Annotated in this window: 15 protein-coding genes; 12 read left to right on the forward strand and 3 right to left on the reverse strand. The window is 64.4% G+C overall.

Translation table 11 applies throughout. From position 1 onward, the window contains the following. The first annotated feature begins 5 nt into the window (after positions 1–5). From VNQ78_RS06870 to VNQ78_RS06880, 3 genes are read left to right on the forward strand one after another with little or no spacing between them, the layout of a single operon-like run. Entirely contained in the window at positions 6–1,199 is a 1,194-nt protein-coding gene (locus VNQ78_RS06870; protein WP_325687995.1) for a glycosyltransferase family protein, read from the forward strand. Beyond that, positions 1,199–2,449 (forward strand): glycosyltransferase family 4 protein, encoded by a 1,251-nt coding sequence (locus tag VNQ78_RS06875; RefSeq protein WP_325687997.1) that lies wholly within the window; start codon positions 1,199–1,201, stop codon positions 2,447–2,449. The genes VNQ78_RS06870 and VNQ78_RS06875 overlap by 1 nt, the downstream gene beginning before the upstream one ends. After that, positions 2,440–3,573 (forward strand): glycosyltransferase family protein, encoded by a 1,134-nt coding sequence (locus tag VNQ78_RS06880; protein ID WP_325688000.1) that lies wholly within the window; start codon positions 2,440–2,442, stop codon positions 3,571–3,573. The genes VNQ78_RS06875 and VNQ78_RS06880 overlap by 10 nt, the downstream gene beginning before the upstream one ends. Here the strand turns inward: VNQ78_RS06880 and VNQ78_RS06885 are convergent. Beyond that, positions 3,566–4,354 (reverse strand): metallophosphoesterase, encoded by a 789-nt coding sequence (locus VNQ78_RS06885; protein ID WP_325688002.1) that lies wholly within the window; start codon positions 4,352–4,354, stop codon positions 3,566–3,568. The genes VNQ78_RS06880 and VNQ78_RS06885 overlap by 8 nt on opposite strands. Before the next feature lie 243 nt (positions 4,355–4,597). Here VNQ78_RS06885 and VNQ78_RS06890 point away from each other — a divergent pair, with 243 nt between their 5' ends. From VNQ78_RS06890 to VNQ78_RS06910, 5 genes are all read left to right on the forward strand, one after another. After that, positions 4,598–6,202 (forward strand): ABC transporter substrate-binding protein, encoded by a 1,605-nt coding sequence (locus VNQ78_RS06890; protein WP_325688004.1) that lies wholly within the window; start codon positions 4,598–4,600, stop codon positions 6,200–6,202. A 72-nt stretch (positions 6,203–6,274) separates the two neighbouring features. Beyond that, positions 6,275–7,282, forward strand: a complete 1,008-nt coding sequence (locus VNQ78_RS06895; RefSeq protein ID WP_325688006.1) for an ABC transporter permease subunit — start codon at positions 6,275–6,277, stop codon at positions 7,280–7,282. Beyond that, positions 7,279–8,181 (forward strand): ABC transporter permease subunit, encoded by a 903-nt coding sequence (locus tag VNQ78_RS06900; protein ID WP_325688008.1) that lies wholly within the window; start codon positions 7,279–7,281, stop codon positions 8,179–8,181. Before VNQ78_RS06895 ends, VNQ78_RS06900 begins: the two co-directional genes overlap by 4 nt. A gap of 3 nt (positions 8,182–8,184) precedes the next feature. Beyond that, positions 8,185–9,024 (forward strand): ABC transporter ATP-binding protein, encoded by an 840-nt coding sequence (locus VNQ78_RS06905; protein ID WP_325688010.1) that lies wholly within the window; start codon positions 8,185–8,187, stop codon positions 9,022–9,024. Then, positions 9,021–9,863 carry a dipeptide ABC transporter ATP-binding protein gene (locus tag VNQ78_RS06910; RefSeq protein ID WP_325688012.1) on the forward strand — a complete coding sequence of 281 codons (843 nt, stop codon included), beginning with the start codon at positions 9,021–9,023 and terminating at the stop codon, positions 9,861–9,863. The genes VNQ78_RS06905 and VNQ78_RS06910 overlap by 4 nt, the downstream gene beginning before the upstream one ends. 54 nt (positions 9,864–9,917) lie before the next feature. Here the strand turns inward: VNQ78_RS06910 and VNQ78_RS06915 are convergent, their stop codons facing one another. Further along, complete coding sequence (locus tag VNQ78_RS06915) at positions 9,918–10,970, reverse strand: lysine-2,3-aminomutase-like protein (protein ID WP_414694050.1); 1,053 nt, start codon at positions 10,968–10,970, stop codon at positions 9,918–9,920. A gap of 130 nt (positions 10,971–11,100) precedes the next feature. Between VNQ78_RS06915 and VNQ78_RS06920 the strand changes: the two genes are divergently transcribed. Further along, positions 11,101–11,868 carry an SDR family oxidoreductase gene (locus VNQ78_RS06920; RefSeq protein ID WP_325688014.1) on the forward strand — a complete coding sequence of 256 codons (768 nt, stop codon included), beginning with the start codon at positions 11,101–11,103 and terminating at the stop codon, positions 11,866–11,868. 60 nt (positions 11,869–11,928) lie between these two features. On the opposite strand, the gene VNQ78_RS06925 is transcribed toward VNQ78_RS06920, so the two are convergent. Next, positions 11,929–13,125 (reverse strand): calcium-binding protein, encoded by a 1,197-nt coding sequence (locus VNQ78_RS06925; protein ID WP_325688016.1) that lies wholly within the window; start codon positions 13,123–13,125, stop codon positions 11,929–11,931. 377 nt (positions 13,126–13,502) lie between these two features. Between VNQ78_RS06925 and VNQ78_RS06930 the strand changes: the two genes are divergently transcribed. The 3 genes from VNQ78_RS06930 to VNQ78_RS06940 all read left to right on the forward strand — a co-directional run bounded on the left by VNQ78_RS06930 (position 13,503) and on the right by VNQ78_RS06940 (position 16,325). Continuing rightward, positions 13,503–14,363: a sugar phosphate isomerase/epimerase family protein gene (locus VNQ78_RS06930; protein ID WP_325688018.1), complete on the forward strand. Its 861-nt coding sequence runs from the start codon at positions 13,503–13,505 to the stop codon at positions 14,361–14,363. 229 nt (positions 14,364–14,592) lie between these two features. After that, positions 14,593–15,024 (forward strand): hypothetical protein, encoded by a 432-nt coding sequence (locus tag VNQ78_RS06935; RefSeq protein ID WP_325688020.1) that lies wholly within the window; start codon positions 14,593–14,595, stop codon positions 15,022–15,024. Beyond that, a complete protein-coding gene (locus VNQ78_RS06940) occupies positions 15,021–16,325 on the forward strand; it encodes a helicase RepA family protein (protein WP_325688023.1) in 1,305 nt (434 codons plus the stop codon). The genes VNQ78_RS06935 and VNQ78_RS06940 overlap by 4 nt, the downstream gene beginning before the upstream one ends. The last annotated feature ends 8 nt before the right edge of the window (positions 16,326–16,333 follow it).

The raw sequence follows: 16,333 nt of genomic DNA on the forward strand, positions 1-16,333 counted from the left end.
GCCAGATGACCATTCGCCTCAGCGACGCGCGCGTCCTTCTCTACAGCCACGACACTTTCGGCCTGGGCCATCTGCGCCGCTGCCGCGCCATCGCGAATGCGCTGGTCGAGGCCTATGGCGGCTTGCAGGTGCTGATCATCTCGGGCGCGCCGATCGCGGGTGCCTTCGACTATCGCGCCCGCGTCGATTTCGTGAAAATCCCCAGCGTCATCAAGCTGCGGAACGGGGAATATACCTCGCTGGCTGAGCATGTGGACCTGTCGGACACGCTGAAGATGCGCCGCGCCATGATCCTCGAGACGGCGCGCAGCTTCCAGCCCGACGTGTTCATCGTCGACAAGGAGCCGATGGGCCTGCATGGCGAGATCGAGGATACGCTGGACTGGCTGAAGGGGCAGGGGACGCGGCTGGTCCTTGGCCTGCGCGATGTCATGGATGCCCCGGCGCTTCTGGCCGCCGAATGGCGGCGCAAGAAGCTTGTCCCGCGCATCTGCAAGTATTTCGACGACATCTGGGTCTATGGCCCGCGCGGGTTTCACGACCCGCTGGCCGGGGTAGTGGTGCCGGCCGCGCTACGCGAACGGATGCGATATGTGGGTTTCCTCAAGCGGAAATGCCGCGCGACCGCGCCGCGCCCGGCCGAGGGGCCTTTCGTCCTTGTCACGCCGGGCGGGGGCGGTGACGGCGCCGATCTGGTGCGAGACGTCATCGCCGCCTATCGCGAGCATCCTGACCTGCCGCGCGCGCTGATCGTCTGCGGACCCTATATGCCCGCCGAGGAGCGGGCGATCTTCCGCGCCGAGGCCGAGGCCATCCCGGCGCTCAGGATGATCGACTTCACCCCCCGGATGGAAGACCTGATGGGTCAGGCCGAGGCGGTGATCTGCATGAGCGGCTATAATACCTGGTGCGAAGTCCTGTCCTTCGACAAGCCCGCCCTGATGCTGCCCCGGACCGAGCCGCGCGAGGAGCAGCTGATCCGCGCCATGCGCGCGAGCGAGCTGAATGCCGCGACCATGCTGCTGCCCGAGGAGGCGCGCGACTGCGACCTGATGGCCGCGAAAATCCGGGCGCTGGCCACGCAGCTGCCGCCCTCGGTCGGCTATCCGCATCCCGATCTGGACGGATTGCCGAACATCATCCGCATCGTCGGTGAATGGCTGCGCCCGAAACAGGTCTCCGGGGCAGTCGCCAGCTGATGACCTCGCCAAAGATCGTCGTGCTGCTGAAGGGCTATCCGCGCCTTTCGGAAACCTTCATCGCGCAGGAATTGCGGGGGCTGGAAAAGGCCGGGCTGCGGCTGCACCTCGTCTCGATGCGCCATCCGACCGACACCCGCCGCCATCCCGTCCATGACGAGATCGAGGCGTCAGTCAGCTATCTGCCCGAATACCTGTATCAGGAACCACTGCGCGTCCTGCGCAGTCTGGCGCGGGGCGCGGGGCGGCGCGGCTTCTGGCAGGCGGCGCGGCGCTTTCTGGCCGATCTGGCCCGCGACCCGACCCCGAACCGGGTCCGCCGTTTCGGGCAGGCGGCGGTGCTGGCTGCCGAATGGCCCGCTGATGCGGACTGGCTGCATGTCCATTTCCTGCATACCCCGGCCTCGGTCGGAAGCTATGCGAGCCGGATGATCGGGACCGGCTGGACGGTCTCGGCCCATGCCAAGGACATCTGGACCTCGCCCGACTGGGATCTGAGGCAGAAGCTTGGTCATGCCGAATGGTGCGTGACCTGCACACAGTCGGGATGGGAGCATCTGCGCGGCCTCGCCCCCGATCCGGCCCGCGTGCATCTGAGCTATCACGGCCTCGACCTTGGCCGCTTCGGGCCGACGGACCGGCCGCATTCGGATCGGGACGGCGGCGATGCGGCTGATCCGGTCCGGCTGGTCAGCGTCGGGCGGCTGGTTCCGAAGAAGGGCTATGACGTCCTGCTGCACGCGCTGGCCGCGCTGCCCCCGGACCTTGCCTGGCGCTTCGAGCATATCGGCGGCGGGCCCGAGGCCGAGCGGCTGAAACCGCTGGCGCGGGAACTGGGGCTCGAGGGTCGGATCATCTGGCGTGGCGCGCTGCCCCAGCGCGAGGTGCTGGAGCTTTACCGCGACAGCGATCTTTTCGTGCTGCCCTGCCGGATCGCGGCGGATGGCGACCGCGACGGGCTGCCCAATGTGCTGGTTGAGGCCGCGAGCCAGAAGCTCTGCTGCATCGCCAGCGCCATCTCGGGCATTCCTGAACTGTTCCGCGACGGCGAAAACGGGTTGCTGGTGCCGCCCGAGGATGCGGGCGCGCTCTCCGGCGCGCTGGAGCGCGCGATGCGCGACCCCGTGCTGCGCGCAAGGCTCGGTTCGGCGGCGGAAGCGCGGGTGCGGAGCGATTTCGACGCCACAACCAGCGTTGGCGACCTGAAGGCGCTGTTCAGCGCGGTGCGGGGGGGCTGCTCATGCGGGTGATGTTCCATGTCCAGCATTTGCTGGGGATCGGCCATCTGGCGCGGGCCAGCCGGATTGCCGAGGCCTTGGCGCTGAGCGGCGCGGAAATCACCATGGTCACGGGCGGGATGCCGGTGCCGGGTTTTCTGGCGCCGGGGATCGGGCATCTTCCGCTTACACCCATGGCGGCGGGGCAGGAGGGGTTTGCCGATCTTGTCGATGGCGCGGGCCGGCCGGTCGATGACGCCTTTCGCGCGCGGCGCCGGGACCAGCTTCTCGACGCGTTCCGGGCGCTCGATCCCGATGTGCTGCTGATCGAAGCCTTCCCCTTCGGTCGCCGTCAGGTGCGCTTCGAGGTGCTGCCTTTGCTGGAGGCTGCGCGGGCGCGTCCCATCCCGCCCCTGATCGTCAGTTCGGTGCGGGACATCCTTCAGGCCAACCGCAAGCCCGGCCGCGACGAGGAGACGGTGGCGGCGCTTGCCGGCTTCGACGCGGTGCTGGTCCATGGCGACCCGGCATTCTCGCGCATCGAGGAAAGCTTTCCGCTGGCCGACCGGATCGCGGGGAAGCTGCGCTATACCGGCCTTGTCGCGCCGCCCCCGCCGGTCCCCTCGGCCGAGCGGCATGACGTCATCGTCTCGGCCGGCGGGGGCGCGGTCGGGGCCGATCTGATCCGCACCGCCATGGCGGCGCGGGCGCTGCTTTCATCCGATCTGGATTGGTGCGTCCTGACCGGACCGAACCTGCCGCAAGCCGAGTTCGATGGCTTCGCGGCCATGGCCTCGCCCCGGCTCTCGGTCCAGCGTTTCCACAGTGATCTGGCGGGGCTGATGGCGAGTGCGCGGGTCTCGGTCTCGCAGGCGGGCTACAATACCGTCGGCGACGTGCTGCGCGCCGGATGCGAGGCGGTGCTGGTGCCCTTCGCCTCGGGCGGCGAGACCGAGCAGAGCCTGCGCGCCGAAAAGCTGGCCGCGCGCGATCTGGCATTGATCCTGCCGGAAGCCGGGCTGACCGCGCCCGCCATGGCCGCGGCGATCGGGACGGCGCTGGGACGGACCGGCAGGCCGCGCCCGGCGCTGGATCTTGAAGGCGCGGCCGCCACGGCCCGCATTTTGCGCGACATGCTGCGGGACCGGGTCAGGTAATCAGTTCAAGCAGGCGGGCCGAGGCATCCGTGCCGCGAAAGCTGGGCGGGCCAAGGCCGACATTGCGACATTCCACGCCCTCGATCACGCCATCGGGTGCGCCATGGGCATGGCCGAACAGCCAGCCCTGCGGGCGGTGCTTGCGCATCAGCCAGCCGAGGTCCGAGGCAAAGCCGCCGGGATGGCTATAGTCCGGCGGGACCAGCGACGGATGCGGGACGTGATGGGTCACGATGGCCGCCTCGCCCCCGCAGGCGTCAAGCCGCGCGTCGAGCCATGCGACCTGACGGCGATGCAATTCCCTGAGGTCGTCGACCCGCAGCACGCCGCCGCCCGGACCCTGGATGCGGCGGAAATCATCCATCGCGGCCGGATCGGCGGGCAGCGAGAAATCGGTCCAGAGCGTCGTGCAAAGAAACCGCCGCCCGCCAATCACCACTTCGGATTGCTGGGCATAGTTCAGCCCGTGCTGGTGGCAGAGACCCGCAAGCCTGTCCTCGGCGTCGATGGCGAGGTCGAAGAAATCGTGATTGCCCGGAAAGACATGGATCCGGTCCGGCGGCAGTTTCGCCGCCAGCCGGTCCAGAAAGCGTGGCCATTTCCGCAGGGCCGAATTGGAAAGGTCGCCCGCGATGATCATTCCGTCGAGCATCCCCCACGCCTCGGCGTCGAGATGATCGAGCGGGTCGAGCCCCGCATGTTTCCATTGGTCGAGATGCAGGTCGGCGACGATCAAAATGCGCGGCTCGCTGGCAGAATTCATGTCATCGGCAGGTGTCACGAATATTTCCTCTTGCTCTCCGACAGCCTTCTTGCGTGATTGGACGGCCTCTGGCGAGTATTTATTCAGGTAATCTGCCCTGCTGTGAACCCATGTGGCGAATTGACGAATGCCTCGTCTTTTTTCACCATGTCCTTGCGTCACTTCGAGAGAATCGCCCGGAGGCGGAAAGCTGCCACTTGACGTCTGGCCTGCTTTCGTTTGCATCGGACGCGAAGAATAAATGCCGACATGGGAGGCCAAATGTCCATCTTCACCACTCGCGTCCTCGCTGCTTCAGCGCTGGCTTTTATGGCTGCGGCGCCGCTGCACGCGAAAACCTTCGTCTATTGTTCGGAGGGTTCGCCCGAGGGTTTCGACCCCGCGCCCTATACCGCCGGCACCACCTTCGACGCCTCGGCGCACGCGATCTACAACCCGCTGCTGCAGTTCAAGCCGGGCACGACCGAGGTTGAGCCGGCTCTGGCCGAAAGCTGGGACGTGTCCGAGGACGGGCTGGAATACACCTTCCATCTGCGCAAGGGCGTCAAGTTCCACTCGAACGACAAGTTCACCCCCACGCGCGACTTCAACGCCGATGACGTGATTTTCTCGTTCAACCGTCAGGCCAATGCCGATGATCCGTGGCACGCCTATATCCCGGGCATCACCTACGAGTATTTCAGCTCGATGGAGATGGACAAGCTGATCAAGTCAATCGAGAAGGTCGATGACTACACCGTCAAGTTCACGCTGAACCAGCCGGAAGCGCCCTTCGTCGCCAACGTCGCGATGCCCTTCGTGTCGATCATGTCCAAGGAATATGCCGACGCCCTCGACGCGGCTGGCACCAAGGAAGACCTGAACAACACGCCGATCGGCACCGGTCCGTTCAAGTTCGTGGCCTATCAGAAGGACGCGGTGATCCGCTATCAGAAGAACCCCGATTTCTGGGGCGACGCGCCCAAGATCGACGATCTGGTCTTTGCGATCACGCCCGACGCCTCGGTCCGCCTGCAGAAGCTGAAGGCCGGCGAATGCCACCTGATGCCCTATCCGGCACCCGCCGATCTGGCCGCGATCAAGGCCGATCCGAACCTGAAAGTGGACGAGCAGGCCGGCCTGAACGTGGGCTACCTCGCCTATAACACCACCGTCGCGCCCTTCGACAAGCCCGAGGTCCGCAAGGCCCTGAACATGGCGATCGACAAGAAGGCGATCGTCGAGGCGGTCTATCAGGGCAGCGCCGAAGTCGCGAAAAACCCGATCCCGCCAACCATGTGGTCCTATAACAACGCGATCGAGGACGACAAATACGATCCCGAAGCCGCCAAGAAGATGCTGGAAGATGCCGGCGTCTCGGGCCTCAGCATGGAAGTCTGGGCGATGCCGGTGCAGCGCCCCTACATGCCCAACGCCCGCCGCACGGCCGAGCTGATCCAGAACGATTTTTCCAAGATCGGCGTCAAGGTCGATATCGTCAGCTATGAATGGGGCGAGTATCTGAAGAAGTCGATGGAAGAGGGCCGCAAGGGCGCCGTCATCCTCGGCTGGACCGGCGACAACGGCGACCCGGACAACTTCCTGTCGGTGCTGCTGAGCTGTGCCGCCGCGACGCCGGGCGGTGCGAACCGCGCCTTCTGGTGCAACAAGGAGTTCTCGGACCTTCTCGCCAAGGCCAAGGTGACTTCGGATCAGGCCGAGCGCACCAAGCTCTATGAAGAGGCGCAGGTCATCTTCAAGGATCAGGCACCCTGGGCGACGCTGGCCCATTCGACGCAATATGTGCCGATGTCGAGCAAGGTGACCGGCTTCGTGCAGTCGCCGCTTGGTGACTTTGTCTTCGATACGGTGGACCTGGCCGAGTAAGGCGCCACCGATTTGAAAGTGATGCGGCCGTGCAGGGGTTCCTCCCTTGCACGGCCCTTAGGTTAGGGTTCGATGCTCAGATTCATCCTCTCGAAACTTCTCTATCTCATCCCGACCATGCTCGGGATCACGCTGGTGGCCTTCAGCTTCATCCGCCTTCTGCCCGGCGATCCGGTTCTGCTGATGGCAGGCGAACGCGGCGTCTCGCCCGAGCGTTATGCCCAGATTTCGGCGCAGCTCGGCTATGACAAGCCGATCTGGCAGCAATATTTCACCTATCTCGGCAATCTGCTGCAGGGCGACCTCGGCAATTCCATCGTCACTAAGAAGCCGGTCCTGGCCGAATTCCTGTCGCTGTTCCCCGCGACGGTCGAGCTTGCGGTCGTGGCCATCATCATCGCGACGATGATCGGCGTTCCGGTCGGCGTGATCGCGGCGATCAAACGCGGGTCGTGGTTCGACCAGATCTCGATGACGGGCGCGCTGGTCGGTTTTTCGATGCCGATCTTCTGGTGGGGGCTTCTCCTCATCATCATGTTCTCGGGCATCCTGCAATGGACGCCGGTTTCGGGCCGCATCTCGCTGATGTATTTCTTCCCGCAGGTGACGGGTTTCATGCTGATCGACAGCCTGCTCTCGGGGCAGAAGGGGGCCTTCACCTCGGCGGTCAGTCACCTCATCCTGCCTTCGATCGTGCTGGCGACGATCCCGCTCGCGGTGATCGCGCGCCAGACCCGCTCGGCCATGCTCGAGGTGATGGGCGAGGATTATGTCCGCACCGCCCGCGCCAAGGGCCTCTCCACCCGCCGGGTGATCGGCGTCCACGCGCTGCGCAACGCCATGATCCCCGTCATCACCACCATCGGCCTGCAAATCGGCGTGCTGATGGCCGGCGCCATCCTGACCGAGACGATCTTCTCATGGCCGGGGATCGGCAAGTGGATGATCGACTCGATCTCGCGCCGTGACTATCCGGTTGTCCAATCCGGCCTGCTGCTGATCGCGGGCATCGTGATGATCGTGAACCTGATTGTGGACCTGACCTATGGTCTCATCAACCCGAGGATCCGCCACAGATGACCGAAACAACCGTCACCATTTCGGATTCGGCCATCCGCCGCCGGATGCTCAGGGAGTTCTGGTTCTACTTCAGCCAGAACCGCGGCGCCGTCATCGGCCTGTTCGTCTTTGCCCTGCTGGTGCTGACGGCGCTTTTCGCGCCGCTGCTGGCCCCCTATGACCCGACCCAGCAATTCCGCGACGCGCTGCTTGTCCCGCCGTTCTGGCAGGAGGGCGGCAGCACGCGCTTCCTGCTCGGGACCGATGCCGTCGGCCGGGACATGCTGTCGCGGCTGATCTATGGCTCGCAATATTCGCTGTTCATCGGCATCGTCGTCGTCGCCATCGCGCTGACCGGCGGCATCATCATCGGGCTGGTCGCCGGCTTCTTCGGCGGCTGGGTCGATACTGTCATCATGCGCGTCATGGATGTGGTGCTGGCCTTCCCGTCGCTGTTGCTGGCCCTGGTGCTGGTCGCGATCCTCGGGCCGGGCCTGACCAATGCGATGATCGCCATCGCCATCGTCTACCAGCCGCATTTCGCCCGCCTGACCCGCGCCGCCGTGATGAGCGAGAAGGCCCGCGAATATGTCACCGCCGCCAGGGTGGCAGGGGCATCGAACCTGCGGCTGATGTTCAAGACCATCCTGCCGAACTGCCTCGCGCCGCTGATCGTGCAGGCGACGCTGAGCTTTTCCTCGGCGGTGCTCGACTCGGCCGCGCTCGGCTTCCTCGGCATGGGGGCGCAGCCTCCGGCCTCGGAATGGGGCACCATGCTGGCCGAGGCGCGCGAGTTCATCTTGCGCGCATGGTGGGTCGTGACCCTGCCGGGCCTTGCCATTCTGGTCTCGGTCCTCGCGATCAACCTGATGGGCGACGGTCTGCGCGACGCGCTCGACCCGAAACTGAAGCGGAGCTGAGCCATGGCATTGCTGAACATCCGCAACCTGACCGTCAGCTTCGCGACCTCGACCGGCAGCTTCAAGGCCGTCGACGGCATCGACGTCCGCGTCGACAAGGGCGAGGTGCTGGCGATCGTCGGCGAATCCGGCTCGGGCAAGTCGGTCTCGATGCTGGCGGCGATGGGGCTTTTGCCCGACACCGCCACCGTCACGGCGGACGAGATGACCTTCGACGGCAGGGATCTGCTGAAGATGACGCCGGCCGAGCGCCGCAAGATCATCGGGCGTGAGATCACCATGATCTTTCAGGAGCCGATCGCCTCGCTCAACCCGTCCTTCACCACGGGCTACCAGATCGAGGAAGTGCTGCGCTTCAACGCCGGCCTCTCGCGGCGCGCGGCGCGCGCCCGCGCGCTTGAGCTTTACCGCCAGGTCGGCATCCCCGATCCCGAGGAAAAGCTGAAATCCTATCCGCACCAGATGTCGGGCGGGCAATGCCAGCGCGTGATGATCGCCATGGCCATCGCCACCAACCCGCGCCTCCTGATCGCGGACGAGCCGACGACGGCGCTGGACGTGACCATCCAGAAGCAGATCCTCGACCTCCTGATGGAGTTGCAGGAAGAGACCGGCATGGCGCTGATCCTGATCACCCATGACATGGGCGTCGTGGCGGAGACCGCCGACCGCGTCCAGGTCCAGTACAAGGGCAGGAAGATGGAGGAAGCCGACGTGCTTTCGCTGTTCGAGCATCCTGTGCATCCCTATACCCGTGCGCTCCTCTCGGCCCTGCCCGAGAACGCGACGGGCGACCGCCTGCCCACCGTCGGCAGCTTCCTGGAAGGCGAGGTGCAGCAATGAGCGTCGTTGTCGAAGGCACGGACATCATCCGCGACTACCACGTCCCCGGCTCGCTCCTGCGCGCCTCCAAGGTGGTGCGCGCGGTCAAGGGGATCAGCTTCTCGGTCGAGCGCGGCAAGACGCTGGCGATCGTCGGTGAATCCGGTTCGGGCAAATCGACGCTCGCCCGGATCATCGCGCTGATCGACGAGGCCTCCGGGGGCGAGCTCAGGATCGAGGGCAAGCCCATCGACATCGCGAAGCGGAAACCCACGCGAGAGATGCGCTCCAAGGTGCAGATGGTGTTCCAGAACCCCTATGGCAGCCTCAACCCGCGCCAGAAGATCGGCGACGTGCTGATGGAGCCCTTGCTTCTGAACACCGACACGCCCGCCGCCGAACGCCGCGACCGCGCGCGCGAGATGCTGGTGAAAGTCGGCCTGCGGGCCGAGCATTTCAACCGCTATCCGCATATGTTCTCGGGCGGGCAGCGCCAGCGCATCGCCATCGCGCGCGCCCTGATGCTGAAGCCCACGCTCCTGGTGCTGGACGAGCCGGTCTCGGCGCTCGACCTGTCGGTGCAGGCGCAGGTCCTGAACCTGCTCGCCGACCTTCAGGACGAGTTCAACCTTGCCTATGTCTTCATCAGCCACGACCTTTCGGTGGTGCGCTATATTGCCGATGATGTTCTGGTGATGAACAAGGGCGAGGCGGTCGAGCAGGGCACGCGCGAGGCGGTTTTCGCCAATCCGCAGCATCCCTATACGCGGGAACTTTTCGCCGCGACCCCGATCACCGATATCGAGGCGATCCGCCAGCGCGTCGCGCGCCGTCAGGCGCTCCGCGCCGCAACCGCCTGATTTCTTCGTTCGGCAAATACTCTCGGGGGGTCCGGGGGCGAAGCGCCCCCGGTCCTACCCCTCCAGATCACGATATTCGTGCCATTCCCCGCGCCAGTCGCGGATCCGCCATTGCCCCGGTCCCGCGGGCTCGACCTGACCCGCAGCCAGCGCCACCTTGCCATGCCCGCCCGGCAGGTCCAGCACATAGGTCGGCAGGCATGTCCCCGAGATCCGGCCGCGCAAAGCCGCCATGATCGCCTGCCCCTCGGCAATGGTGGTGCGGAAATGACTGGTCCCCCGCGCCAGATCGCAATGATGCAGGTAATAGGGCTTCACCCGGTTGCGGATCAGCGCCCGGAATAACACGGCCAGCGTCTCGGGATCGGCATTGACGCCTTTCAGCAGCACGCTCTGCGACAGCAGCGGAATGCCCGCGCCTGAAAGCCGGGCAAGTGCCGCACAGGCCTCGGGCGTCAGTTCCTGCGCGTGATTGATGTGCAGGACCACCCAGACCGCCAGTCGCGGCGCCTTCAGCGCCTCGAGCAGCGCGGTGTCGATGCGCTGCGGGGCAACCACGGGAATGCGGGTGTGAAAGCGGACCACGTCCAGATGCGCAATCGCCTCCAGCCGCGCCATCAGGTCGGCGATGCGGCGCGCCGACAGCACCATCGGGTCGCCGCCGGTCAGGATGACCTCATGGATCGCGGGGGTCCGCGCGATATAGTCAAGCGCCGCCTGAAGATCGCGCTCGGGCAGGGTGCCTTCCCCGCCCACCACCTCGCGCCGAAAGCAGAAGCGGCAATAAACCTCGCAGGTGCGGGTGATGTGCAGGATGACCCGGTCGGGATAGCGATGGGTCAGTCCCGGCGTGGGGCTGAAGGCCTCGTCGCTGATCGGATCGGTAAGTTCGTCGGGATGGACCGTCAATTCACGCGGATCGGGCACGAATTGCGCCGCCACCGGGTCGGCGGCCGTCCCCTCGATCGCGCCCTGCATCGCGGGAGTGATGCGGATCCTGAACTCGCGCGCCACCTTCTCCAGTTCTGCCGCCTGACCGGTCGCGGCAAGGCCTGCCTCAAGCAGGGCGGGAACGGTGGTCAGCGGGCGGGTAGAGGGCAGGGACACGAGGATACCGGTTCGTCTCGGGAAAGGGCGCATATGCGCCCTGCGGCTGAAAATTGCAATGGCGCCTCCTGAAACAATGTATACATTGCCCCGAGGGCGGAGGATGCCCATGCATCAAGGAGGCAGTTTCATGAGCATTCAGCTGTTCGATCTTTCCGGCCGCACGGCGCTTGTCACCGGCTCGTCCCGTGGCCTTGGTCGCGCCATGGCCGAAGGGCTGGCCGCCGCCGGGGCGCGCGTCATCGTGAACGGCGTCAACGCGGCGCGGCTGGACGAGGCGGTGGCCGAGATGCGTGCGGCCGGTCACGATGTCCTGCCGATGGTTTTCGATGTCACGGACGAGGCCAGCGTGATCGCGGCCTTCGAGCGCATGGACCAGGACGGGATTGCCGTCGATATTCTGGTCAACAATGCCGGCATCCAGTTCCGTCGCCCGATGCTCGAGCTTGAGACCGCCGACTGGCAGCGCGTCATCGACACCAATCTGACCTCAGCCTTCGTGGTGGGGCGCGAGGCGGCGAGGCGCATGGCCGCGCGCGGATATGGCAAGGTCATCAATATCGGCTCGCTGACCTCGGACCTCGCCCGCGCGGGGATCGCGCCCTATACCGTTTCCAAGGGCGGCATCAAGATGCTGACCAAGGCGATGGCGGCGGAATGGGGCGCGCTTGGCATCCAGACCAACGCGATCGGGCCGGGCTATATGCTCACGGACATGAACGAGGCGCTGATCTCCAACCCGGACTTCGACGCATGGGTGAAGGGTCGCGTTCCGATGCGCCGCTGGGGCCAGCCCGAGGAGCTTGCGGGCATCGCGATCTTCCTTGCCTCGAACGCCTCGAACTATGTCTCGGGGCAGCTCATCCATGCCGATGGCGGGATGATCTCGGTCCTCTAGGAGGGCAAGGCCGGGCGCGATCAGGCGCCCGGCGTTTCTTCTGACCTGTCTGGTTCGCGCTCAGATGAAATCGAACACGTCCGAGAGCAGGACCGTATCGCTGCCGCCGGCAAAGGTCAGCAGGGTGCCGCCCGAGACCTCGCGCGCCGAGAAGCTGCGCCCGCCATGGTTCAGCACATCAAGCCCGGTGTCGAAGCCATAGATGGTATCCTGCCCATCGCCGGCGCGTAGGATGATGACGTCGCGGTCACCATCGCCGCTATTTCCCTCGCCGATCCACAACTGGTCGCGTCCGGCCCCGCCGGTGATCGTGTCCTTGCCCTCGTCGGCGACCAGCGTGTCATTGCCGCGGCTGCCGGTCAGCACGTCATGCCCCCAACGGGTGTTGAAGTTGAAACCCGCCTGATTTGCCGCGACCTTCGCGGCCGCCCCATTGACCGTATCGTTTCCGGCATGGGTCCAGCCCAGCTCGAACTCGAAGAAGCGCAGGTTCGAGGCGCCGCCGATATTGGTGCTCGCCCGTCCGGCAAAGCTGCTCTCGCTGTTGATCTGGTTGATCGTCACCGAGACGCCATTGACGCCGATGGCGTCGTTCTCATCGGTATCGCCCTGCTTGATCCAGATATTGATCAGGTCGTTATCGGCGCCGCCATAGATCGTGTCATTGCCGGGCCGATGGTTGGCATCGCCATTGCCCCAGCGGATATTCTCGCCACCCGGGCCGCCATAGATCAGGTCGTTTCCGGTGCTGGACTGGATGAAATCCGCGCCACCACCGGCGCGGATCGTGTCATTCCCGGCGCCACCATCAATGATGTCGTCGAAGGCCGAGCCGATGATACTGTCATGTCCGCCACGGGTGATGATGGTCAGGCCATGGCCCGGCGTGCCGTCATGCGCTGCGTTCAGCTTTGCCTTGCTGGCATCGACCACATCATTCCCCGCAGTGCCCCAGACGCGTTCAATTCCCGTGAAGGTCAGGGTATTCCCGCCGATCTTGGCGGTTCCGGCCTCGGTCGTGCGGAAGGTGATGGTAGCGCCCTGGTTGCCTTCCAGAACCAGCCGGTCCCCGCCCGGATTATTGGGGGTATAGGGATTGATGTCGTATTTGTCGTTGGTATCTCCGCCATGGATGGTGTCGTTTCCGATCCCACCTCGCCAATAGAACACATCGGCGCCACCAAGGCCCGAGAGCACGTCGCTCGCTGCAGTGCCGCGGATTATGTTATCCGTGTTTGATCCGTTTACGATTGCCATTTTGGTCTCCGGCAAAGCTGATGGATGAGGGCCATTCCTGGCGGGAACTAGACAGACAATTGCGTCAAATCACACCTGCTTCGAGGAGTATGCCACCTCTCAGGCGGATAGCTGCAATCTGGTGTCGGGATCTCGGCGATTTTACGCTGAGCGTGCGGCTCCACGACACGCTTTTGGATATGTGCCCGGTCACCCGTCAACTTGAGGACGATTTCTGCCGCCGGAAGTTTTTCCATGTCCATATCGAATGAATTGGCCGCGACCTCTCCAACCGATTCTATTGCCCCGCTGCGTGAGAATGGATCGAGAGTGTTGAGGCTTTGTTACGAAGATGCGACCAAGTCATTTCTCCGGCGGCAAACAGAAATAGGGACGAGATGAAAATAGCGATCGACGGATACTGCTATCACCGCTTTTTCGGAGAGGTCTATCCGCAGCTCGAAACCGAGCCGGAGGCCCCGATGAGCCTTCGGGATTTCATCGACCGTGCCGTGGCCCATGGTGTCGAGGGCGTTTCGATCGAATCCTTCATGGTCGCGAGTCCCGAACCGGCCGATCTCGACGCGCTGCGCGAGGCGCTGGACGCCGCCTCGCTCGACCGGATGTGGGCCTGGGGCCATCCGAAGGGGTTGGGCAGCGGCACCACCCCCGAGGCACTGGAGGATCTGTGCCGGCATGCCGATCACGCGGCCTCGGTCGGGGCGCGCGTCATGCGGATCTGCGCCGGTGGGCGGGGGACACGCACGCTGGAATGGGATGAGCACAAGGCGCTGTTGCTACCCCTGCTGCGAAGGGCGGCGGACCACGCGGCCGCTCGCGGCGTGGTCCTGGCGGTCGAGAACCATATCGATTTCTCCGCCGAGGAACTGGCCGAGTTGATCGAAGCCGCGGCCCATCCCGCTTTGGGCGTGTGCCTTGATACTGCGAACAATCTGCGGATGTTCGAGGATCCCGATACCGTCATCGAACTGCTGGCCCCCTATGCGAAGGCCGTGCATCTGAAGGACATCACCGCCTATCGCGGCAGCCCGCGCAGCTTCGGTTTCTGGCCCAGCGTGGCGACGGGCAGCGGCCTGATCGACATTCCCTTCGCGATCGAACGGCTGAAGGCCGCGGGGTTCGACGGTCTGCTGGCCATCGAGTTCGACTACCTGCACCCGAGGTATTCGGGCGTGGACGAGGCGCTGGCGGAAAGCGTCTCCTATCTTCGCAGGCTTCTGGGCCGCGGTGCGGAGTGAGAGGGGGGCGGTGTGGGGGCCCCTGGAAGGTGCCGCGGCGCACGCTGCCGAACATCCTGCCGTGCGACGATCAACCTGATTGTCCGAGGGGGCGAATGCAGGGCCATACGGACCGGCCTGCCTGCGCAGGTAAGACACCAACGATTTCAAGGGGAAAAAGTGGTGCCCGGAGGCGGATTCGAACCACCGACACGCGGATTTTCAATCCGGGGCTAAGGCTTCGGAAACAGTGTCTTGCGAAGGTGCGTCGCGTCAAACCGGCAACAGAAAATCAATCGCTTACGCGGAAGGTGTCAAACCTCTCCCGGAGGCTAAAAGCGAAAATCCCGGCGCGCTGGCGGGCGCAACCGGGACCGATATCGAGAGCTTTTGGGACTGGTTCGATTCTAACGCAACTCGCAATACCAAGGCAAGCAACCTGGCTAAGGCCGTAGCAGACTGCGATCCTGCCGATCAGATCCTTTTCCTTGAAACGATGCTCGACGCTCTGAGGCCCGGTTGGCCCCAGTCGTCCTACGGGCTTCTGATGGAGGAGGCCGGCTGGTGGGCTGACAACTCAACCCGCGCCGAGAAGAAGGCCTACATGCTGGCGTGCTATCGTCGGCTGCCCCTGGAGGACCGGAAGGCCTTTCTAAACTACATCACGGGGGCCTCGGCATGACTGTTCATCAGCACAATGATTTTGCCGAACTGGAGCGCATGGACCCGGTGCCGGGCACAAATCCTTTCATGGAGGATGCGACGCCGCGTGCGAAGGAGCTGGCTCGCTTTACGCGTCGCATCACCGAGGTGAAGCCGGTCCTCAAGTCTCGCTATCTGGTCAAAGGGTGGTTGGATCGCGGCACTTCCAGCGTCGTCTATGGCGAAAGCAACGTCGGCAAGACGTTCTTTGCCCTCGATCTCGCGATGCATGTTGCAGCAGGAATGGACTGGCACGGGAACCGCGTACCCACGGCCGACAAATGGGCGGGACCGGTTCTCTATATCGCAAGTGAGGGCGGATACGGCATCAACAGCCGGATCGAGGCGATGCGCAGGGACAGACCCGATCTCATCAAGGCAGTCGGTAGAAACTTCGCGCTGATGAAGGTCGGCCTGGACCTGTGCACTTCGCAGGATGCCGCTCACCTTATCGAGATGATACGCGCCGATTTTGAACAGGCGCCGTCTCTCATCGTGGTGGACACGCTCGCGCGATCCATGGGCTCCGGTGACGAGAACACCGCGCAGGACATGGGCAAGTTCATCAAGAGCATCGATCAGCTGCGTGAGGCGACAGGCGCGCACGTCATGATTATTCACCATAGCGGCAAGGATGCCAGCAAGGGTGCGCGTGGATCAGGTAGCCTGCGGGCCGCGGCCGATACCGAGATTGAGTTGACGCGTGCCGAAAGCGTAGTGACTGCCGAGACTCGCAAACAGCGCGACATGGCCTGCGATGGGGTGTTTTCCTACAGCCTGAAATCTGTGTTCATCGGGCATGATGAGGATGGGGATAAGATCACCTCTGCCGTGATCGAAGAGGCCGAAGCCGCACCCAGGAAGGTCAGGCTCACCGGGGGCGACAAGATAGCCCTGCAAGCCCTCTCCGATGCTTTGGCGATGCATGGCAAGGTCATGCACAGCCCGCTATTCCCGGCCAATCGGCAGTGCGTCACGCTGGAGGCTTGGCGGGCCATGTGCGATCGGCATTCGCTGTCCAGTGGGGAGAGTGCCAGCGCGCAGCGTACGGCCTTCATGCGCATAAAATCTCGCCTGCAAGACAAGGAGATTATTCGGGTCGTTGATGGCATGGTTTGGTGCGTTTCGCCTGCGGATCAGCCGTCACATCCGTCACACGGTGTCACAATTTCGCACTGTGACGAGGCCCCCGCAGCCGTCACATCCGTCACACCACCCTATAGGGGTGTGACGAGTGTGACGCGGGTCGATGCGCTGCAATGTGGGGAGGATGACCAGTGATCTGGTCG

This window comes from Paracoccus sp. (in: a-proteobacteria), assembly GCF_035556475.1.
GTDB lineage: Bacteria > Pseudomonadota > Alphaproteobacteria > Rhodobacterales > Rhodobacteraceae > Paracoccus.